Below are 19503 nucleotides of genomic sequence, written 5' to 3'. Positions count from 1 at the left end.
TGCAGATCTATGTGTATTCTAAGCTTTTATTGAGTGCTGCGCCAGCTTCTCCCACGCCTCCAGCACCAGCCGCCGCGTGCGGTATTCGCCGAACTGACTCAGTTCCTTCTCCTTCAGCACGCGAAAGGTTTCGCCGGGGAAGGTGCTAGCAGCAGCGCGGGTAGCGTAGCCAGCCGAGTCGAGCGGGTCTGCCACCTCTTCCCGCGGGTCGAGTATGTCTTCCAGTTCGCGTTCGGTGAGGTCTGCCGGGTCGAGGATGTAGCGCAGTTGCTTGCGCGTCAGGCCGTAGAGCTGGGCGTAGTACGCATCGAGTTCGGCACGCAGCACCGCGCGGCGGTCTTCGTCCCAGCGAAAGGGCGGAAAGGGGATGCCCTTCTGCGGGTTGGTTTCGATCTCCGGGTAAGCGCTGATCCAGGATGGCAGGCGCCATTCATGCCTGCCGACAGCAATACGGTTTGCATCCCACGCAGCATGGATGGCTGCCCGCAGCCCTTCATCAGCTTCGTTCCACACATCGTCGGCGAAGGGCTTGAGATCCCAGGCAGTATAGGTCAGTTCCAGTGCGCGCGGCACAATGAAGGCGAGATCGGCGGGGGTGTAGGCAGTGGGGGGAAAAATAGGGAGTTGGCGGAGGATGAAGAAAGTAAGATGCGTCCCACCAATTTTCTGGCGCAATGCCCAATCAAAAATCAGGACATTTAGATTGGCTAGAAAACACGAGAGATGAATAGCCGAAATCTCACCCGTAAGGACTATGGGCATCGTATGTCCTACCCCAACTCTGGGCAGCAGGCTGAAGATGGCAGTGCGCTCGTTAGTGGCGTTAGTAACATCGCGGAATCCCACCAACCACCCACGCTGCCAGTCGCCCAGGCGCTTCGTTACTTCTTCAGCGGGCACCCAGTACCAGGGCAGAACGACGAAGTGCGGATCGGCGTGCTGGCGCTCGTCGGGGGTGGGCAGTTGGGTGCTGGAACGCGAATCCACTCCTTCATACGTGCCGTAGCGGTGGTCGTAGTGCCAGATCATTTTGGCTTCGTAGAGCGGGAGGTAGTGCGTTGCGGTGGATGGCTCACCCCTGACAAACACATTCCCCACCAACCGATACCCCTGCTGCTCCAATTCTGCCCGTGTGCGGAAGAGGTGCGAGTCAGAAGACATATTGAACAACCCCTGCTTAAACTGCACGCCCCAGGGGTTGACCCTCACCCCCAGCCCCTCTCCCGTGGGGAGAGGAGAGTCGTTCACCAGCACTGGCACGCGCTGATAGATGGCGCGGGTCAGGTCGGCGTCTTGCTGGGTGCGGAAAACGGGCAGGGTGCGGGTGTTGGGGTTGATGCGGGCAATGTCGTCCGCTGTGAGGGTGAAAACGCGACGCGGGTCGCGCAGGTGATCGGCATGGGTGGCAAAGAAGGCGAAGACCATCGGCGCCGCTTCGCACACGCCGGCTGGCGTCGGTTGCCACGATCCTGCCAGGGTGAGGAGGCAGAACTTCATGCGGCTATCCACTGCCGGAAAGAGTCGCTGGCGGTTCTCAAAATCGAACAGACTTGCCAGTTGCCCCTTGCCTGCCAGATCGGCGAAGAAGAACTGGTTGGTCGCGTCGGTGGCGATGCCGGTGGGGACGATGATGCCCGCCCGCCCCCGGATATTGAGCAGGCTACGCACCCGTTCGGCAAAGACCGAGTAGGTGTTGATACGGCCGCGGCCGGCGAGGGGATATTGACCACTGCCCCGTAAAAAGCGGCTGGTGCTTTCGGCGCCGTGCAGGGCACGCTGGTAGTCGTGCCAGAGGGCGGGGTTGGTCTTGGGTAGGTCGGCGATCAGCCGTTTGCGGGCGGCGGCATTAGAGGCGCGGGCGATCTGGGCATCGCGGCTGGCGAAGAATTCCTGCTCTTCCAGTTGAATTTGCTCCCAGGGCGGGTTGGAGAGGATCACATCAAAGCCGCCACTTTCAAACACCTCCGGGAACTCCAGCGGCCAGTGGAAAAACCGGTTCTCGACGGCGAGGGCCTGAGCAGTGGCAAGGGCCTGGGAGGGGGTTCTCTCCTGCAGTCGATCAGCCACGGCTTGGGTGGTAATGGCCCTAGAGAAGTCAGGGATCAAGGGCTGGAAAAAAGCGGCTGTCCACAGGTTGCAGGCTTCCACTAGCTTTTGGTGTTGCGGGTCTTGGCAGTAGCGGCTGTAGAGCTGCTGCTTGCGGCTAACCTCTGCCGGGGAGTTGTCTGGAATGGCTTCTAGCTTCTGTCGCTCCTGGCTAAGCTCAGCCACCACCTGGTCAGTGTCAAAAGCAAGGGAAAGCTGCCCTGTTTGCAAACTCTGGCACTCGGTGCGATTGCGCTGCTTTAGCGAGCGGGCAGCCTCCTTGGAGTCAGCGCTAACCGGGGTAAAGGCTTCATCGGGGATGCCCTTTTCCAAAATCGCCAAATCCAAGACACCCACCAGCGAATCGCCGCACTTGATGTGGTGATCCAGGAAGGTGAGGGGCTTGCCGGCGCAGTGGGCCTCCAGCCACAGGGCCACGCGGCAGAGTTCCACCGCCAGGGGGTTTTTGTCCACGCCGTAGATGCAGTGCGCCACCACATCGCGGATGGCCTCGCGGACACGCTCGGGGGCGGGTTCCTCTTCGCCGGTGCGGATCTTTGCCAGTTCCTTGCCCAACCTGCGGGCGGCAGCCAGCAGAAAGTGTCCCGATCCGCAGGCGGGGTCAAGGACGCGGAGGGAGAGCAGGGCCTGTTCGGCATCCGCCATTGGCTTGGCTTTGGCCAGCCGCTCTGCTAGAACCGGTTCCAGCGCCGAGCGGATGAGTTCTGCCACCAGCTCCGGCGGGGTGTAGTAGGAGCCGGTGCTCTTGCGCTCTGACCCGAAGGCCAACTCAAAGCGGGGGATCCTTCCCGAGGTGTCAATCTGAGGGTGGTATTCGAGCAGGCTTTCATAGACCGAGCCCAGTTCCTCCACATCCAGCGCCGCATAGTTCACGCGCCGAGGTGAGGCGGAAGCATCTTCCCGATAGTAGGATAGATGCCAAAAGGCCTCCAGCAGAGCCCGATTGCTGAGGCTGTAGGTATCTAGATCGAGGGGAGCAAAAAGCTCGCCGTTAAGAGGAGAGACCTTCAACAGGTTGGCCAGCTCTTCCTTCGAGAACACCCTCCACAGCACCCGCAAGCTGCACCAAAGATCCTCGTGTTCGGTATAGGCACTCTGCCGATCCAAAAGCCGCCGCAACCGCGTCACGCTGTAGTGATCCCGGTAGAGAGGATTGTCGCTAATCAGCCCCCGCTCCTCCGAGACCAGCAAAAACAGAAAGCGATAGACCAAGCGCAACAGTTGCCGATAGAACTCCTCTGGGGTGAGAGGCTCTGAGCTGCCGGCTTTCGGGTCGATCCGCCTCCGCAGGTCAGTGTTGTTGGAGCGCTCCAGAAAGCCGTTGGCCAAGCGCTTCAGACATTGCTCCACACCATCCCGCAGCCGATCCCGTACCCGCCCCCCCTGTTCCAAGGCGTCCCGGTAGTACTGCTCCAGCAGGCAGGTTGGGGCATCTTCAGCCCTGTGCGGCAGCCGACTGCGGTGCAGCAGCCGGTAGAGGATGGCAAAGTCGTTAAAGCGCTGCTCCTCCAGGATTTGCTGCAGGTCAAACTCGGCGTAGGCTTGGCGACGCACGAAGGTGCAATCTCGCAAAAGGCGCAGCCTCAGGCCGTTGCTCACAATGCCCCAGAGGTGATCGCTGCGGTTGAGGTACTCCTGCACCAGCGAATGGGGCGCAAGTCTTGGTCGACCGCTGGGAGCCAGACGCCCCAGCTCCTGCCGAACCCCGACAATGTGGACTGGCGGTGCATCCTCCGCCTCTCCGGCGCGATGCGAAATGGCAAACGTGGCACCGTCTATTTCGTAGGCGCGCGCGTTGTAGCGCAGCTCGTACCCCAGCAGGCTCAGAAACGGGATCAACCAGACATCGCGAGTAACCGAGGTGGCCAAGTCGCTCTCCGGCAGGCGCTCTAGGCGACGCCGGAAGATCTCCCACTGGGCGCGGGCCTCGGCAAAGACGCCGGCAATCTCATCCGTCAGGCTGCGCCGGTTGTCCAGCCCAAAGTCTTTCGGCTTCTGCCCAGTAAGCTCGCCGGCAAGGAGCTTTTCCAGCGTATCGGGGCCCAAAAGCCCCCCTTCAAGGCGTACGGCAGGGAACTGGCTCATCGCGACACCACAGGTTGCAAGACAAGGAGTCCCAGAAGATCGGGAGGAAATTGCGGCTTGACCGCCAGCCCCCGCACCTGCAGTGCCACCGCCTGACAGACGCGTTTGTGAGCAGCAGTCAGTTCGTCCGCGCGGCGGACAATTCGATCCCGGATGGCTTGTTGCAGCAAGTGCCCTGTGCCCCAGGCTTCAGGGGGATCCCTGTGCCAGTCTCCAAGGTTGCTGAGCACCCGTCGGATTAGCTCCTGCTTCTCGGCCAGAGGGGGATTGTCATCCGGCTGGGCTTCTGCCAGCAGCCGCAAGGCATCGCCGGTCTCCAGCCACTGGGGATTGCTGCCTCCCAGGCCAACATAGGCAAGCACCAGGACTTCTTCCGATAAAAGGGATCGGGCAGCAGGTTGCTCGACCAGGTAGCGTATACGCAGCAGCAGGATGGTCGTGAGTTTGGTTACGGCACGGGTGCGCAGGACGCCGCAGCGGGAGACCACCCTGCTATTGGGGCTGGGATCGTTCAAGGCTGCCTCGAAGAGGTAGCGGGCCAACGTGGCTACGAAGCGGTGGTTTCGGCCAATGTATTCCGCCCCTTCAGGCGTGGGCGAGTCGAAGCTGATGAGCCACCGACCGTCCTTGGGGGAGGGCAGGGCCAACTTGACCAGTTCAGGCAGGGTTCTGGTCGCCTCTGGAGTGATGCTCGCCCGAAAGACACCCGGTCGGTTGTCCGGGGAAACAGGCAGACCAATGCGCTCTGCTGCCGCCAGGAGGAATTCGCGCACAGCCGTGGGATCCCCTAGCACAGCATCTGTGGCCTCAACTTCCCGCTGCACTTCTTCGGGCTTGAGCGCCCGCTGGGCAAACCGGGTGCGATTGATCTGCTCGCGCTCGGCGTACTGTTGCCACTGCCGATGAAACTCTTCCACTTCTGGCACGCCAAGGTCGAGCACAAGCTGGCGTTCGGCAGACCAGCGTCCCCTGCGCAGGAAGAGGGCTTCAAGAACGGCCTGCGTGACGCTCTCGCTGGCTTCCGGCACAGGCACATGGGTGCCCAAGGCGCGGTGGATCTCCCGCGCTTTGTTGAGCAGCACCTCAAGCACCACGCCGTCTATGGGGTTGTCGCGCCCAAAAAACCGAATGACCCTGACCCGCCCGGCCTTTTGGCCGTAGCGATCTACTCGGCCCTCCCGCTGCTCCAGCCGATTGGGATTCCACGGCAGGTCGTAGTGAACGACAGCCGTAAACTTCTCCTGCAGGTTCACCCCTTCCGAGAGGCAGTCCGTTGCCACAAGCACCCGAGGACGGTTAGGTTCGATTTCGGCAATTTTCGCTTCCCGCTCATCGTCGCCCATGCGACCGGTGACCCACACCACTTGGGCTGTGGTTTCCAACGACTGGCGCAGGTGGTCTGCAAGGTACTCCGCCGTAGCGACATACCGGCACCAAAGGATGGGATGGAAGCCTTCCTTCAGCAGATCCCGCACAATCTTGATGGCCCGCTTAAGCTTGGTGTCGTCGTCCGTGCCGTAGAGTTTGTTGGCCAATTGAGCGAGTTCGCGCAGCTTGCGGCGGTCTGCTTCTTGTTCTTGCAGAGTTGCGCCGGTGGCCTCGAGAGCCAGAGTGGGCGATTCGTCGTCGGTGCGCCCTTCTGCCGACTCGAACACCAGATGCCCAAATTCCTCGGTCTCCTCTTCGGCCAGCGGTGCTCCAGCCCGATGGGTCAGCGCTGCCAGGGCTGCTGCTGGGCTGGACATAACGCAGCGTAAGAGCGCCAAAGCGCCCCAGTAACGCACCCGCCGCTGGCGCTTTTCCAAATGTTCGCCGGTGCGCACGATTTCCGAGCAAAACGCATAGGTGCGCTCGAACAGCTCACGATTCCGCTCAGAAAGAGTGTAGGTTTCATCTACAGATTCCCGCGTTGGAAAACAGGCAGTTTCTTCCCAGGTCTGAGCAATATCCCGCCGCGTGCGCTGGACGAAGTGACGAGCCAGTTTGATGCGTTGATCCTCATTGAGGGCTTGGGGATCCCAGGCCCCAAACTCAGGGCGCAGCAGTTCCAGCAAGGAACGAAAGGCGTCTTCGATACCACTGTGGGGGGTCGCCGTCAGCAGGATCAGATGTCGGTCGGGCTTTTGAGCGATGGCTTTTAGAAGGGCATGCCGTTCCTGCTGGTTCCTGCCAGGATGGGCTGCTGTTGCCCCGTGAACTTCGTCGGCAATGACTAGCTCAGGACAGAATTGCAAAAACTGGTTTCGGTTGCGCTCCGTCTTGATGAAATCAATGCTTGCCACCTGGACGGGGAAGTGTTCGTAGAGGCTGCGCCCTACCGGCGTTTGGCGCTCAAGCTGCCCGACGGTTCCGGAGCGGATGACCACCGCTTCAAGGTTGAACTTCTCCGCCAATTCCTTAGCCCATTGTTCGCACAGGTAGGGTGGGCACAGGATACAAAAGCGCCGGATTTCGCCGCGATCCAGAAGTTCTCTGGCAATCAGCAGAGCTTCGATGGTTTTGCCTACGCCAACGTCATCGGCGATAAACAGCCGCACGGGATCCAGACGCAGGGCCATCAGAAGGGGCACAAATTGGTACGTCCGTGGCCGGATGGAAATGCGCCCTAGGGAGCGAAGTGGGGTAGCCCCCTCGCGCAGCGTAAGCCGTGCAGCTTGCCAAAGCAGACGAGCGCTTGTGGCGTCGGAAACGTCCTCGGCTGTGGGCAGCGGGAAGGATGCAGGCGTGACTCGCTCAAACGGCAGGGTACCGCCCACCAGACCCATCAGTTCCCGGTGAAGGTAAACCACGTCCTCCGGGGTGCCGGTGAGGGGGCGGAGAACAATGGTCTCGTCCGTGTCTGCGGGCATCACAACCCATTCGCGGTTTCGGCAGCAGACAATCGATCCAGGATGCATGCAGCCTCCATCGGGGGCGCACTAAGATAAAGCTAAGTAGCCTCACACCCATCCCTCTTCGGCGTTGGCACGAGTAGGGCCGTGGTTTCTTTCCTAACCTACACGCAGTACCACCTGAGCTGTCAGTGGCTTCATCAGCAGGGAATCTGGGACATAGTCCGTGCTCTGGCGGAGAGAAACCACCTTTCATTATCTTTTTTGATTTTTTGATGATGTTGCTCGTCTTGCCCCACAACAGACGTGCAGAGCATAGCTTTGCAAGAGTTAGCGCCTCGGCTTGTAAGGTGGAGCGATCGGTTGTGTTAGTCTTAACTCCACAGGGAGCGATTGGGCTGCTTTTCGGCCCCGTGCTGAGTTCTAGAGTGGGCACATGAGCGACAAACAGTTGGATGATTTGCAAGAGGCCATGAGCACCGCGGGTCGCTCAATCAAGAAAGCAGCCCGACGGGGAGCCTATGAAACTGCCCAGGCCATCGGAGAGGAGCGGCGGCGCATCCGTATTCGCACCTTGGATGGCACCGACATTCGCGGCGAGGTGTTTCTGGAGGGGACGGAGTTCGAGCGACGGGTCTCCAGCTTGCTCAACGACGAGCGCACGTTTGTTCCCTTAACCGACTCAGAAATGTTTATCAATGGCCGCCGTGTTGCCCATGCGGAGTTTATCTGCGTCAACAAAAACGCCATTTCCTACGTGCTTGAGGAATAGGCACCCAGTCAGGTCTGTCAACTAACCGTTTGGTTTTTTGGGGTGGATGGCTGTTCTGACCTTTGTCTTCTTTCATGAACCCTTCCCTTGTCTCTGACGGATTACAGGCCGGTGAGGTGGGATCCCTGGTCAGCTTGCGTGGGGTTGGCAAGCGCTACCCCAGCCCGTCTGGGGAATTGGTGGCGCTGCGGGATATCAATCTGGAGGTGCAGCGGGGCGAGTTTATCGCCTTGATTGGCCCTTCCGGTTGCGGCAAAACCACGCTGCTGCGTATTTTGGCGGATCTGGAGCAGCCCAGCGAGGGATCCGTGTCCATTGCAGGACGAAGCCCCCGACAGGCCCGGCAGGAGCGGCTCTACGGCTATATTTTCCAGGCCCCGACCCTGCTGGAATGGCGCACGGCTTTGCAGAATGTGATGTTGCCGCTGCAGGTGATGCACCTCTCCAAACGAGAGCGTCAGGAGCGGGCCAAAGCGATGTTGCAGCGGGTGGGGCTGGGGAACTTTTTGCACAGCTACCCCTGGCAACTGTCTGGAGGTATGCAACAGCGGGTTTCGCTGGCGCGGGCCTTGGTCTTTGACCCCGAGCTGCTGTTCATGGACGAGCCCTTTGGGGCCCTAGACGAGATCACCCGCGAGAAAATGAACCTGGAGCTGCTGCGCCTCTGGGAGACTACCCAAAAAACCGTCTTTTTCGTTACCCACTCCATTCAAGAGGCGGTATTTCTCTCCACCAGAGTGGTGGTGATGACCCCCAACCCCGGCCAAATTGCCAAGGTGATCCCGGTAGATCTCCCCCAGCCACGCGGCTTCGAGACCTGGCGCTCCACCCGCTTCTTTGAGCTGACAGGAGCAGTGCTGGAAAGCTTAAGGGAGGTCTTCCGCCAGGACTGACCCCCTGCAAGTCAATTCCAGCAAGGGTAGGATGAGACAGAGCCGGCCTCAAGCCCCCCTTGGGATCACCGACGCGATGAGCAGCACCCGTTATCCGTTTGAGCGTGTTCGCGAGCATTTGCTCTTCCAATCCTTGGAAGATGCCGAGTGGAAGGCATTGACGGCTGCCCTGTTGCCCAGCCGCTTTTCCCCAGGCCAGGTGATCTTCCAGGAAGGGGATCCCAGCAGTGACCTGTACATGATCCTCAGTGGAGTGGTGGAGCTGCGTCGCCAATATGTGCGACATCCGGGAGATTATTGGCTGGCTACGCTGCACGCCGGGCGTTTGTTTGGGGAACTTTCTCTGCTGACGGGACGGCGGCGCTCCTTTACGGCAGTGACCATAACCGAGGTGCAGACCCTGCGCCTCTCCAACGAGGGGCTGATCCTGTTGCCTCTGGAAGTCCAGGTGAAACTCTACCGCGCCTGGAGCCAGATCATCAGCGAGCACCTTTACTGGCTGGATAGTATGTTCACGGATCTTCTGGAGCAGCGAGGGGTAGAAAATGTAGCCTCGGCTATGGCTCTGCTGCACCAGCGCTATCCCGCTTGAAAGAGGCTCAATCCCTGCTCCGCATAGGTTTGCAGGTCAACGTCCACGAAGACAACCCCTTGGATCCCAAATTTTGTCTTCAGAATGTTCAGGGGTTGCGATATCATGTGCTAGGCAGCAGCCCCCAAGAGATTTCAAGCAGCGAGGTCAGGAGCAGTGGTTAGGGTAGCCATCAACGGGTTTGGTCGCATTGGTCGCAACTTTTTGCGCTGTTGGCTGGGTCGCTCCCAGTCCAACCTGGACATTGTTGCCATCAACGACACCTCAGATGCTCGCACGGCTGCCCACCTGCTCAAGTACGATTCCATCCTTGGGCCGTTGCAGGGAGCAGACGTTGAGCCTGCAGAAAACGGTTTGGTGGTGAACGGCAAGCATATCTATGCCGTTTCCGACCGCAACCCCAGCAACCTGCCCTGGAAAGAGTGGAAGGTGGATCTTGTTATTGAAGCTACAGGTGTTTTTGTCGACTACCAGGGTGCCTCTAAGCACATAGAAGCGGGGGCCAAAAAGGTGGTGATCACCGCCCCGGCCAAGGGGGGAGACATTCCCACGTTTGTCTACGGTGTTAATCAACACACCTACGACCCGGTGCGGCACAACATTGTCAGCAACGCCAGCTGCACCACCAACTGCCTCGCCCCGATCATCAAGGTGTTGCTGGACAAGTTCGGCGTCCTCCGTGCCACCATGACCACCACCCACAGTTACACCGGCGACCAGCGGATCTTAGATGGTGGTCACCGCGATCTGCGGCGGGCCCGGGCAGCAGCATTGAGCATGGTGCCCACCACCACGGGGGCTGCCAAGGCGGTGGCTTTGGTGATCCCGGAGCTGAAAGGCAAGCTGAATGGGGTGGCGGTACGGGTTCCCACGCCCAATGTGTCTCTGGTGGACTTGGTGGTGCAGACGGAGCGGCGCGTGATTGCCGAGGAGGTAAACGCTGCCCTGAAGGAAGCCTCGGAAACCACGATGAAAGGGATCATCGCCTACTCGGATATTCCCTTGGTCTCCATCGACTACCGCGGCCACGACTGCTCGGCCATTGTGGATGCGGAGATGACCAGTGTGCTGGATGGGGATCTGGTCAAGGTCATGGCTTGGTACGACAACGAGTGGGGCTACTCCCAGCGGGTGTTGGACTTGGCGGAATACATGGCCGCTCACTGGGTGGAGTAGGCTGCTTCGGTTGGCAACCCTCTTCTGTTCCCCATTATTCCCCCATCGAGAACTGGGCAAAAACCTGCCAACGTTTGCCATCGTGGAGGAGAAGCGTCAAAGCCGACGCCGTGAAGGAACTTTGAAAAAAACGGGTCTTGAACTGCGGCCAAGCGGCGCGAAAGTGGGCGGGGGTTAGATCTCGAAAGGCCACGGTTATGTGGGGCACAAACGGACGGGCTTGAGCGGTCGTTTCTTTCCGGTTGAGAAGGAGCCCCATGTGGTGATGGGCTTGAGCTTGTAGCCGCTGCAGTTCTGGGGAGGGCACGACGTGAATAAAAATGACACGCGAAAAATGACACGCGGCGCGAAGGCCCCAAAGCCGGATAACTGGATGGCGACGGGAGTTTGCTGCTTGGCAAAGGCCTCTAGGGATCCCGTCAAGGCCGGCAGATCGGAACTGGGCCACTCGAACGGCGGCACCAGAGTGATGTGGGGAGGCGAGCGCAGGGCCGCTTGGCTGGCAAATTGCTCGGCAAACTGCTGTTTGATGGCTGTCACCTGCTCTTGCAGTGCTGGAGGGGGGAGCAGAGCAAGAAACAGTCGCTGCTTGGGGTTATCCACCAGCATCGGTAAGAACCTAGAGAACAGGGGATAATGCAACTGTAGCCAAGCCCAAACATCTTGTTATGTCGCGTCCTGTCGCTTCTTCCCCTATCCTGGATCCCTCCTCGGCAACCGGATCCCCAGGCCAAGCGCCTCAGCCGGCTCCCATTCCGCCCTACCAGTGGCATTTGTTCCTTTGTGCAGATCAAACCAAGCCCAAATGTTGTGAGAAAGCCGTGGGATTGGAAGCCTGGGACTATTTGAAATCGCGGATCAAGGAATTGAACCTGGAAATCGGGAGCGGGGGATCCCTGCGGGTACACCGCACCAAAGCCAACTGCCTGCGGGCGTGCGACTATGCTGTTCCCGGCCCTGTGCTGCTGGTCTATCCCGGTGGGTTTTGGTACCACTCGGTCACGCCGGAGGTGGTGGAGGAGATTCTTCAAAAGCACATCTTGGGAGGGATCCCTGTTGTTGAGTATCTGGTAGCCCAAGATACCCTCAGCGCCCCTGATCCAAAAGGGCATGGATAGCCTGCACGCACTCTGCCGTCACCTGCTGCAAATCGGCCTTATCGCTGGAAGCAGGGGGGGGAATCACGTTGCCAATGCGCACCGTGATGGGGCAGAACAAGCGCGGCCACCGGGATCCCTTGGGCAGCACTTTCTCGGTACCCCAGAGGGCCACAGGCAACAGAGGGGTTTGCGTTCGCGCTGCAACCAGAGCCGCTCCCAAGTGGGGGTGAGGAATGCGGCCATCGGGGGTACGGGTGCCATTCAAAAAGATCCCTACCGCCCATCCCCGCGCCAAGGCTGCTTCTGTGGCTCGCAAGGCAGCGCGGTCGGAGCCGCCTCTTTTGACCGGATAGGCGCCGTAGAGCTGGATCACCTGCTTCAACCCCGGCACCCGAAACAGATCTTCCTTGGCCATGAAGGCCACCGGGCGGCGCACCGCATTGGCCACCAGCGGCGGATCCAAATGGCTGGCGTGGTTGCTGACGACGATGAGGGATCCCTGGCGAGGCACGTTTTCCTGCCCATAGGTGCGCCCAAAATACAGTCCCCGAAACAAGGGGTTGACCACCAGCCACTTGAGCAGCCAGTAGGCCAACCAATCCCGGCGGCGATAACCCATCTGTGAGTCCAACGATCCCTGCCACTCCGGCAGCAGTTCCCTCCCTGAGTGTAGTGGAGGGTGGGTGCTGAAAGGGATCCCTGGGCTTCAGCTCTCCAAATCGGGATCCTCACCCAAAGCCCGCAATCTTGCCGCCAGACGCTCCGCCCGTTGATGTTCTCGCTCCGCCCTTTGGCGTTCTTGCTCGGCCCGTTCCCGCTCCAACTCAGCCCGTTCATCGCCGGTCAGCAGCAACTGCCCTTGGGCATCACACCAGCGCAGCCAGCGAGCTTGTTTCCCCTCAAAAACGCCTTCCCACACCGTCAGGCCCAGCCCCACCTGTTCTAGCCAGGTCTCGGTCATTTCCGCGTAGTGGCGGCCCCGCAGTTCGAAAATGCGCAACTCCTCTGGCCCCAGCTCATGATTGGGATCGAAGACCGCGTAGTAGCTAACTCGCATCTGCTCATAACGGCTCAGCTTGCCTTCCAGCTCGTCGCCTTCGCGGTTGGAGACGATCTCGATCACCACATCCGGCGGCTTGTCAAATTGCCAGAGCAGGTAGCAACGGTTTTGCTTCTCCCACCATTGCTCCGGCACCGTGACGTCCAGGCTGAGAAAAACATCCGGCACAATCGGGGGCCGACCGATGGCGGTGTAGATGCCTACATTTGCCGCTGCTAAAAAGGTTTTGCCGCGCAAAGCGCTGTAGAGAGCCCCTGTCAAGAGGCGCTGCTGCTTTTCGGAGGCAAAGTTATCCACCGGGGTATCATCCTCTGTTACGAGATCGGCGACGTCGGGAACCAGCAGTTCAGTATCCATGGGCAGATGGGGTTGGGGATGCTAGCGATCTTAGCTGCTCACCTCAGGGATCCTCTGCTCCCTGAGAAACAGAGAAAACAGAGTCCTCGAGCAAGCCCAGGTACAATCGAGAAAGCTTTACTTAACGATGATTTCTTTTTCTTCGCTGCTCGATGCAGATCGACATCCGTCCTGCGGAAAACTCGGACAGTGCGGCTCTGCTCCACATTTTGCAGGTGGTCTTTGCGGAGTATCCAGGCTGTGTATTGGATATCGAAGAGGTGCCGGAGTTGCTTCAGCCTGCCACAGCTTTCGCGGAGATGGGGGGATCCCTTTGGGTGGCGCAGCATCAGGATCAAGTGGTCGGCTGTGTCGGCCTTGTGCCCGATGGGATCCCTGGGCGCATGGAGCTGAAAAAACTCTACACTCTGCCCGCAGTGCGCGGTCGGGGTTTGGGTCGGCGTTTGATTGAACAGGCCGAATTTGCGGCTCGGCAGCAGCAGGCGGACTCTCTGCATCTGTGGACAGATACTCGCTTCACGACGGCTCATCGGGTTTATGAGCGGCTCGGCTATGTGCGTCTGCCGGAAATTCGTGAATTGCACGATCGCAGCAACTCTGTGGAGTATCACTACGAAAAGCGTCTCCGTTGAGGGTCGGGCTGTTGAACTGTGATGCGTTGGTGATTGGCTGTGGAGTGGTGGGCTGTGCCATTGCCTACGAATTGGCCACAGCTGGGCTGTCGGTCATTGGAGTGGATGCCGGGGAGCCGGCCTCAGGCGCCGCGGGCGCGTCGCTGGGGGTGTTGATGGGGATCTGCAGCCGCCAGCCTAGCGGGGAGGTGGTGCAGTTGCGTCTAAAAAGCCTGGAGCTGTTCGATCCCCTAATCGCGCGGCTGGAGGAAGACCTGGGCCGGAGTTTGCCCGTCAATCGGCGCGGCATTCTCAAACTCCTCAGGGAGGAGGAAGTGGAAGCTTGGCAAGAGACCCTGGCGGCCCGCCGACAAGCAGGTTACCGCCTAGATCTGCTCAGCCCTGCCGAAGTGGGATCCCTGCAGCCCGGCCTGCGCAGCGACCTGGCGGCGGCCATCTACTCTCCCCAGGATCGACAAGTCCAGCCCAAGCTCCTAACCCAGGCTCTCTTGGAAGCAGCCCAACGCAAGGGATCCCGCTTTTTCTTCCACCAGCCTGTCCAGAAGATTCAGCGCAGCTCGGATCCCCCCTTTCGCCTGCAAGCGGTTTACACCCCCGCTCTCACCCTCTCGGCAGGTCACGTCATTCTGGCGGCAGGTCTGGGCAGCTCCCCTCTGGCCAAAGAGCTGGGGTTGCAGGTGCCCCTGCAAGCGGTCAAAGGCCAGGCCCTGCGGGTCAGAGCTCCCGGGATCCCCCTGGGGCCCGTGGTCACCGACGCGGATCTGCATCTGGTTCCCCTGGGGGATGGATCCCTGTGGGTGGGGGCAACAGTGGAATTTCAGGCCCCTCATCCCGAGCCGACGCTGCTGGCGCTACAAGATCTGCTGGCCCGCGCCATCCGACTCTGCCCGGCTTTGGCCGAAGCAACTTTGTTGGATCATTGGGCCGGCCATCGGCCTCGACCAGTGGGACAGCGCGCCCCCATCCTGGGTTGGGCTCCTGGCTACGCCAATCTGCTCATTGCCACCGGCCATTATCGCAATGGAGTGTTGCTGGCCCCGATCAGCGCCGCCATCCTGCGGGACTTGGTACTGAAAGGGGAAACAGCCCTCTGTGATCTAGGGCCCTTTGCCCCCAGACAGGGCTGAGCCCGTATCCATCTTCCGGCTCTCGGCCCGCCGATGGACAGGACATATGTCAGAATGAAAGGCTGCCTGGTTAGGATCGGATCGTCCGTTGAGTAGCCCAAAGGAGAAGAGAGCCTTGCCGAAGTTCGCCCTAAAAGCCCTCTGGTTGGAAAACGATTTGGCTATTGCCGTCGATCAGGTGGTGGCCAAAAACCGCAGCCCCCTCACCCACTACTTTTTCTGGCCGCGGGATGACGCTTGGGAGCAGCTTAAGGCTGAGCTGGAAAGCAAAACCTGGATCAGCGAGGTGGATCGCATTGAGCTGCTCAACCGAGCCACCGAACTCATCAACTACTGGCAAAACGGCGGGCGCAACCGCCCCATCAGCGAAGCCCAGGCCCAGTTTCCCGACATCCTGATCGGCGGCAACTCCTAGCCCTCTCCCCCCTGTCAGCCAAAACGTGACTCCGGATCTGCCCATCTTGCTCAGGCTCCCGTCTTTGAGCTAGATTGGCACTCGGGAGTTTAGAGTGCTAACTCCCTGCTAGCCGAGCCGGAGGATTCCTGGGAACCCCACTCCGCCTGGCAGTACCCAAAGTAGGAGCCCAGTCAGACTTACGAGGATCGCGGATTCTATGGCAAAGCGGATTCTGTTTAGAGAAGAGGCCCGCAAGGCATTGGAGCAGGGCATCAACCAACTGGCGGATGCAATCAAGGTTACGATTGGCCCCAAAGGACGCAACGTGGTCTTGGAGAAGAAGTTTGGTGCCCCCCAAATCGTCAACGACGGGGTCACGATTGCCAAGGAAATTGAGTTGGCCGATCCTTTGGAGAACACAGGCGCCCAGTTGATGCGGGAAGTGGCCTCTAAGACCAACGATGTGGCCGGAGATGGTACCACCACAGCCACCATCCTGGCCCAAAGCATGGTGCGGGAAGGGCTCAAAAACATCTCGGCGGGCGCCAACCCTGTGGCTCTGCGGCGCGGCATTGAAAAGACCACTGCCTACTTGGTGGAGCAAATTGCAGCTCATGCCAAGCCTGTGGAAGGCCGTAAAACCATCGCCGAAGTAGCCACTATCTCTGCTGGCAATGACAGCGAAGTGGGAGAGATGATCGCCAAGGCCATGGATGCTGTAGGGCGAGATGGGGTGATCACGGTCGAAGAATCCAAGTCGCTGGAAACCGAGTTGGACGTGGTGGAGGGGATGCAGTTTGACCGCGGCTACATTTCCCCCTATTTCGTCACAGACTCGGAGCGGATGGTGGCCGAGTATGAGAATGCTTATCTGCTGATTACCAGCAACAAGATCTCCAGCCTGCAAGATCTGGTGCCCATCCTAGAGCGGGTGGCCCGCGAGGGTCGGCCTCTTCTGGTCATTGCGGAGGATGTGGAGGGAGAGGCTCTGGCCACATTGGTGGTGAACCGCCTGCGGGGGGTACTCAATGCGGTGGCGGTCAAGGCTCCGGCTTTTGGGGATCGGCGCAAAGCCATGCTGGAAGATATCGCCATTCTCACCGGCGGACAGCTCATCTCTGAGGATGTTGGCATCAAGCTGGATAAGGTCACCCTGGACATGATGGGGGTGGCCCGCAAGATCACCGTCACCAAAGACAAGACCACCATTGTGACCGATGGCAGCACCAAGGCGGCGGTGGAAAAGCGAGTGGCTCAAATTCGCAAGCAACTGGAAACCACCGATTCCGAGTACGACCGCGAGAAACTGCAAGAACGCATCGCCAAGTTAGCCGGGGGAGTGGCGGTGATCAAAGTGGGGGCTGCCACTGAAACAGAACTTAAAGATCGCAAGCTGCGCATTGAGGATGCCCTGAATGCCACCCGAGCTGCGGTGGAAGAAGGGATCGTCCCTGGCGGCGGGGCGACGCTATTGCACCTCTCCAAAGGGATCCCGGCTTTCAAGGCCAAGTTGAATGCCGAAGAACAGGTGGGGGCAGAAATTGTTTACCGAGCCTTGCAGGCCCCTCTCTTTCAGATTGCCCACAATGCCGGTCTGGAAGGGTCAGTGGTGGTGGAAAAGGTTTTGGAGAAGGAGATGCCCTTTGGCTTCGATGCCCTGAGCGGAACCTATGTGGATATGTTTGCCCAGGGGATCGTCGATCCGGCCAAAGTGGTGCGCTCAGCGCTGCAAAACGCGGCTTCCATAGCCGGAATGTACCTCACAACCGAAGCGATTGTGGTGGAAAAGCCTGAGCCCAAACCGGCGGCTGGCTCTGGGGCCAAGGGGATGATGTAGTCTCAATGAGCTCTGGCCCTGCTTGGGAAGGGATCAGTCCTGGATGTACTCCTCGCCGGAGATGAGGGCGGCTTCGGCTTTTTGAAACTCCCTTCCCAAGTAGGCCGCATGGCTGAGCTGGGAGACAACCCTCTCCTGCTCTTTTTCAAAGATCTGCACACACAGTTCTTTGGCCGTGCGTCCAACATACACCCGTTCAGGGGATCGGTTGACGGAGCCCTTTGCCGGGATCACAGCTCCTGTTTCCGGATCGGTGGCCAGCCCCCGCTCATTGATGACGGTGCTGTAGTACTTGGCGCAAATGAGGTTCTGCTCCCGATCCAAGTAGATGACGAAATAGCCCGCCGGATCCAGATCCAGGGGTCGGCGGGAGAGATGGTCGTCAATACTGCGAATCTGCTCGCTCAGGGGATTGGAGGAAGGGGACATAGAATGGCCGACCAAAACCACACAGGAGAAACGTAGCCGAGACTACCTTTGCTGCTCTCATTGTGGCAGATGAACCCAATCTTTGGGCAGCCTTTGGGGTGGTTGACTTCCTTCCCAGCTTGAACGGTGGGGCTGGTCATATACCCGATGAAGGGGATCCTGTGCGGGCCATCCACCTGAGGTCTCAGAGCTTGGATTAGCGCGGGGCAACCCGATAGAACCGAGTGGCCGTCACCCACTGATCAGAAGGGATCCCCTCGACAATAATGGCGCGGGCAATGGCATTGCCCAGTTGGGATCCCCGCACCCGCACGTCGGCAAAGGAGCCACTCTGCTCAAAAGAGGCAATCTCCTGGAAGTTCAGCGGACGGGGGGATGCCACCGCTAACACCTGGGCTTGGCCGAAGGGTGGAGCGATGGTCAACCGATAGCTGGCCCCTGGCGGCGGGAAGGTGCGCACTTCTCCGGCCCGCAGAAACTCGTTGCCACCGGAAAAGCGGTTGGGCAAAATCAGATGGGTACGGCCATCGGCTTGGATGCTGAACAGGTAAACGTAGGCATCGCGGTTGGTGCTCAGGGTAATGGCAATCGGCTCGCCAGGCCGGTAGATGGGGTTAGACCCGTGCCGATCCAGCTCCAGATTCACCCGCAGGTCGGAAGGAACGGGGTTGACAATGATGGAGCGGGTGCCAACATCCAACTGACGAGTATCGGCCAGTTGCAGCCTTTGTAAAGGAGGGTAGATGCCTAGGGTTTGCGGAAAAACAGCGGTGGTCGGAGCCACAGACAGCCCCAAAGCCAGCGGTAGGAAAAGCAGTTTGGCATTCATGGTTCACACCCAATCAATGGCTATGTTCATCCTAGGAAGGGGCACAGGTTGAGGGGGTCAGGCTTTGCGCAATCTCCAATCTCTTGCCGCGGCAGTTTCTCCTGCTGCAGATGGCACCCCCAAGAGGGAAAAGACGGTAAACCAGCGGGGGCACGGCTCTGTTCTCGGTACCTGGGATGGGAATTGGGGGCAACACGTTTGGCAAGGGTTAATCTACAGGTAAGGGATCCCTTCCTCATGCCAGCTTCCCAGTCAACCCCCAACTTGCTCATGGCTCACGACAGCTACCAAGAAGGCATCGCAGCGGTACAAGCGGGCGACTTCCAGGCTGCCATCCGGGCATTTCGCCAGGCGGTTGCTGCCGATCCAACCCATACCGAAGCTCGTTACAAGCTGGCCTGGGTACTGGGCATGAGCGGCTATCTGGATCCGGCCCTGGCAGAGCTGGAAGCCGTTTTGGCGGCAGATCCCAACCATGTGGCAGCCCATTACAATCGAGGGGCCCTCCTCTTGCAAAAAGCCCAACTGGAAGCCGATGAGGATGGACAAATCGATCTGGCCGTTCTGCAACAGGCGGAAGCAGCCTTTCAAGCGGTGATGCGCTTGGATCCGACCGACCAACGGGCCTTTGCCTTCCTCAATTTGGTCAAGCGGGCCATTCGCAACCATCAGGCGTCCACTCAGGTCTCCGGCGGCAGTGGCGGGTAAATCTGTGGGGGTTGTGGTCGGCAGCGATTGCACAGCCAGAAACCCATTGCGTAACATAAGTAAAGCCTGGGGATCCCAGCAGTTTGGAGAGGTGTCCGAGCGGTTTAAGGAAGCAGTCTTGAAAACTGCCGTGGTTCACGCCACCGTGGGTTCGAATCCCACCCTCTCCGCTTACCTGGAGGTGATGCCCAACGGGTCGAAGCTACAGAGATTCACTGGCCCAGAGGGGGAGCTATCCACATGACCATCCTTAGATTTATCGACCTTGACCACTCAACAGCTCAAAGACATAGCTTGGCAGTTGCGGGGCACTCCCGCAGTGGAGCCCATCTATCGGGAACTGGGATCCCGACCCAAGAGCATAGTGATTGCACCTGAAGATCCCCAGTGGACAGAAAAGGTTAACCAAATCCTCACAGAGGGATCCCCATCCTGACCGTCGCATCCCAAACAAGGCGGGACATGAATATCGAACAGCCGCCCTTGCCTGCCTGTGTCAGCTAGAAATCGCAGGAGCCCCGCACTGTACCCGTAGGGTCAGTGCCGGGAGGAATGCGGAAGTCACAATAGAA

General features: G+C 59.5%; 19 protein-coding genes and 1 tRNA gene. 12 read left to right on the top strand and 8 right to left on the bottom strand.

The genetic code is table 11. The features are described from left to right. Window positions 1-18 precede the first annotated feature (18 nt). Both NW842_RS10640 and NW842_RS10635 read right to left on the bottom strand, forming a co-directional pair. Window positions 19-4191 (bottom strand): Eco57I restriction-modification methylase domain-containing protein, encoded by a 4173-nt coding sequence (locus NW842_RS10640; RefSeq protein WP_414418005.1) that lies wholly within the window; start codon window positions 4189-4191, stop codon window positions 19-21. Further along, window positions 4188-7040 carry a helicase-related protein gene (locus NW842_RS10635; protein ID WP_414357703.1) on the bottom strand — a complete coding sequence of 951 codons (2853 nt, stop codon included), beginning with the start codon at window positions 7038-7040 and terminating at the stop codon, window positions 4188-4190. The genes NW842_RS10640 and NW842_RS10635 overlap by 4 nt, the downstream gene beginning before the upstream one ends. A gap of 418 nt (window positions 7041-7458) precedes the next feature. Here NW842_RS10635 and NW842_RS10630 point away from each other — a divergent pair, with 418 nt between their 5' ends. The 4 genes from NW842_RS10630 to gap all read left to right on the top strand — a co-directional run bounded on the left by NW842_RS10630 (window position 7459) and on the right by gap (window position 10455). Beyond that, window positions 7459-7794: a hypothetical protein gene (locus NW842_RS10630; protein WP_414357704.1), complete on the top strand. Its 336-nt coding sequence runs from the start codon at window positions 7459-7461 to the stop codon at window positions 7792-7794. Window positions 7795-7868: 74 nt separating this feature from the next. Continuing rightward, window positions 7869-8687, top strand: coding sequence for an ABC transporter ATP-binding protein (locus NW842_RS10625; protein WP_414357705.1), 819 nt, complete (start codon window positions 7869-7871; stop codon window positions 8685-8687). A gap of 76 nt (window positions 8688-8763) precedes the next feature. Further along, complete coding sequence (locus NW842_RS10620; protein ID WP_414400667.1) at window positions 8764-9279, top strand: Crp/Fnr family transcriptional regulator; 516 nt, start codon at window positions 8764-8766, stop codon at window positions 9277-9279. Window positions 9280-9435: 156 nt separating this feature from the next. Further along, entirely contained in the window at window positions 9436-10455 is a 1020-nt protein-coding gene (gap, locus tag NW842_RS10615) for a type I glyceraldehyde-3-phosphate dehydrogenase (RefSeq protein WP_011433307.1), read from the top strand. A 34-nt stretch (window positions 10456-10489) separates the two neighbouring features. On the opposite strand, the gene NW842_RS10610 is transcribed toward gap, so the two are convergent. Both NW842_RS10610 and NW842_RS10605 read right to left on the bottom strand, forming a co-directional pair. Beyond that, complete coding sequence (locus NW842_RS10610) at window positions 10490-10762, bottom strand: 2'-5' RNA ligase family protein (protein ID WP_414418004.1); 273 nt, start codon at window positions 10760-10762, stop codon at window positions 10490-10492. After that, the gene (locus NW842_RS10605; RefSeq protein WP_414418003.1) at window positions 10651-11064 is read right to left on the bottom strand and encodes a 2'-5' RNA ligase family protein; all 414 of its coding nucleotides are present in this window, start codon (window positions 11062-11064) and stop codon (window positions 10651-10653) included. Before NW842_RS10605 ends, NW842_RS10610 begins: the two co-directional genes overlap by 112 nt. A gap of 59 nt (window positions 11065-11123) precedes the next feature. Between NW842_RS10605 and NW842_RS10600 the strand changes: the two genes are divergently transcribed. Next, window positions 11124-11573, top strand: coding sequence for a (2Fe-2S) ferredoxin domain-containing protein (locus tag NW842_RS10600; protein WP_414331431.1), 450 nt, complete (start codon window positions 11124-11126; stop codon window positions 11571-11573). On the opposite strand, the gene NW842_RS10595 is transcribed toward NW842_RS10600, so the two are convergent. Next, the gene (locus NW842_RS10595) at window positions 11542-12174 is read right to left on the bottom strand and encodes a lysophospholipid acyltransferase family protein (protein ID WP_414418002.1); all 633 of its coding nucleotides are present in this window, start codon (window positions 12172-12174) and stop codon (window positions 11542-11544) included. The genes NW842_RS10600 and NW842_RS10595 overlap by 32 nt on opposite strands. Window positions 12175-12261: 87 nt before the next feature. After that, window positions 12262-12972 carry a Uma2 family endonuclease gene (locus NW842_RS10590; RefSeq protein ID WP_414330056.1) on the bottom strand — a complete coding sequence of 237 codons (711 nt, stop codon included), beginning with the start codon at window positions 12970-12972 and terminating at the stop codon, window positions 12262-12264. 152 nt (window positions 12973-13124) lie between these two features. Here NW842_RS10590 and NW842_RS10585 point away from each other — a divergent pair, with 152 nt between their 5' ends. The 4 genes from NW842_RS10585 to groL all read left to right on the top strand — a co-directional run bounded on the left by NW842_RS10585 (window position 13125) and on the right by groL (window position 16965). Next, window positions 13125-13604, top strand: coding sequence for a GNAT family N-acetyltransferase (locus NW842_RS10585; RefSeq protein WP_414330053.1), 480 nt, complete (start codon window positions 13125-13127; stop codon window positions 13602-13604). Window positions 13605-13615: 11 nt separating this feature from the next. Continuing rightward, a complete protein-coding gene (locus tag NW842_RS10580; protein WP_414357710.1) occupies window positions 13616-14731 on the top strand; it encodes an NAD(P)/FAD-dependent oxidoreductase in 1116 nt (371 codons plus the stop codon). 88 nt (window positions 14732-14819) lie between these two features. Continuing rightward, a complete protein-coding gene (locus tag NW842_RS10575) occupies window positions 14820-15146 on the top strand; it encodes a 30S ribosomal protein PSRP-3 (protein WP_414330048.1) in 327 nt (108 codons plus the stop codon). 199 nt (window positions 15147-15345) lie between these two features. Continuing rightward, window positions 15346-16965, top strand: a complete 1620-nt coding sequence (groL, locus tag NW842_RS10570; RefSeq protein ID WP_414373643.1) for a chaperonin GroEL — start codon at window positions 15346-15348, stop codon at window positions 16963-16965. A gap of 33 nt (window positions 16966-16998) precedes the next feature. On the opposite strand, the gene NW842_RS10565 is transcribed toward groL, so the two are convergent. Further along, entirely contained in the window at window positions 16999-17394 is a 396-nt protein-coding gene (locus NW842_RS10565; RefSeq protein ID WP_414407603.1) for a DUF4346 domain-containing protein, read from the bottom strand. 196 nt (window positions 17395-17590) lie between these two features. Beyond that, window positions 17591-18223: a DUF4384 domain-containing protein gene (locus NW842_RS10560; protein ID WP_414330041.1), complete on the bottom strand. Its 633-nt coding sequence runs from the start codon at window positions 18221-18223 to the stop codon at window positions 17591-17593. A gap of 237 nt (window positions 18224-18460) precedes the next feature. Here NW842_RS10560 and NW842_RS10555 point away from each other — a divergent pair, with 237 nt between their 5' ends. From NW842_RS10555 to NW842_RS10545, 3 genes are all read left to right on the top strand, one after another. Further along, on the top strand, window positions 18461-18931 hold the full coding sequence (locus tag NW842_RS10555; RefSeq protein ID WP_414418001.1) for a tetratricopeptide repeat protein: 471 nt from the start codon (window positions 18461-18463) through the stop codon (window positions 18929-18931). An 85-nt stretch (window positions 18932-19016) separates the two neighbouring features. Beyond that, window positions 19017-19101 (top strand) — tRNA-Ser (locus tag NW842_RS10550). A gap of 95 nt (window positions 19102-19196) precedes the next feature. Further along, window positions 19197-19367 (top strand): hypothetical protein, encoded by a 171-nt coding sequence (locus NW842_RS10545; RefSeq protein ID WP_414418000.1) that lies wholly within the window; start codon window positions 19197-19199, stop codon window positions 19365-19367. The last annotated feature ends 136 nt before the right edge of the window (window positions 19368-19503 follow it).

This window comes from Synechococcus sp. R55.4, assembly GCF_047461935.1.
Taxonomy (GTDB): domain Bacteria; phylum Cyanobacteriota; class Cyanobacteriia; order Thermostichales; family Thermostichaceae; genus Thermostichus.
Note: the sequence above shows the minus strand (reverse complement) of the source record. Positions and strands in the feature narration are given on the sequence as shown.

Coding starts and splice junctions, on each gene's coding strand:
- NW842_RS10640 (WP_414418005.1), bottom strand. CDS start 4,191: ATGAGCCAGTTCCCTGCCGTACGCCTTGAAGGGGGGCTTTTGGGCCCC.
- NW842_RS10635 (WP_414357703.1), bottom strand. CDS start 7,040: ATGCCCGCAGACACGGACGAGACCATTGTTCTCCGCCCCCTCACCGGC.
- NW842_RS10630 (WP_414357704.1), top strand. CDS start 7,459: ATGAGCGACAAACAGTTGGATGATTTGCAAGAGGCCATGAGCACCGCG.
- NW842_RS10625 (WP_414357705.1), top strand. CDS start 7,869: ATGAACCCTTCCCTTGTCTCTGACGGATTACAGGCCGGTGAGGTGGGA.
- NW842_RS10620 (WP_414400667.1), top strand. CDS start 8,764: ATGAGCAGCACCCGTTATCCGTTTGAGCGTGTTCGCGAGCATTTGCTC.
- NW842_RS10605 (WP_414418003.1), bottom strand. CDS start 11,064: ATGCTGGTGGATAACCCCAAGCAGCGACTGTTTCTTGCTCTGCTCCCC.
- NW842_RS10600 (WP_414331431.1), top strand. CDS start 11,124: ATGTCGCGTCCTGTCGCTTCTTCCCCTATCCTGGATCCCTCCTCGGCA.
- NW842_RS10595 (WP_414418002.1), bottom strand. CDS start 12,174: ATGGGTTATCGCCGCCGGGATTGGTTGGCCTACTGGCTGCTCAAGTGG.
- NW842_RS10590 (WP_414330056.1), bottom strand. CDS start 12,972: ATGGATACTGAACTGCTGGTTCCCGACGTCGCCGATCTCGTAACAGAG.
- NW842_RS10585 (WP_414330053.1), top strand. CDS start 13,125: ATGCAGATCGACATCCGTCCTGCGGAAAACTCGGACAGTGCGGCTCTG.
- groL (WP_414373643.1), top strand. CDS start 15,346: ATGGCAAAGCGGATTCTGTTTAGAGAAGAGGCCCGCAAGGCATTGGAG.
- NW842_RS10565 (WP_414407603.1), bottom strand. CDS start 17,394: ATGTCCCCTTCCTCCAATCCCCTGAGCGAGCAGATTCGCAGTATTGAC.
- NW842_RS10560 (WP_414330041.1), bottom strand. CDS start 18,223: ATGAATGCCAAACTGCTTTTCCTACCGCTGGCTTTGGGGCTGTCTGTG.
- NW842_RS10555 (WP_414418001.1), top strand. CDS start 18,461: ATGCCAGCTTCCCAGTCAACCCCCAACTTGCTCATGGCTCACGACAGC.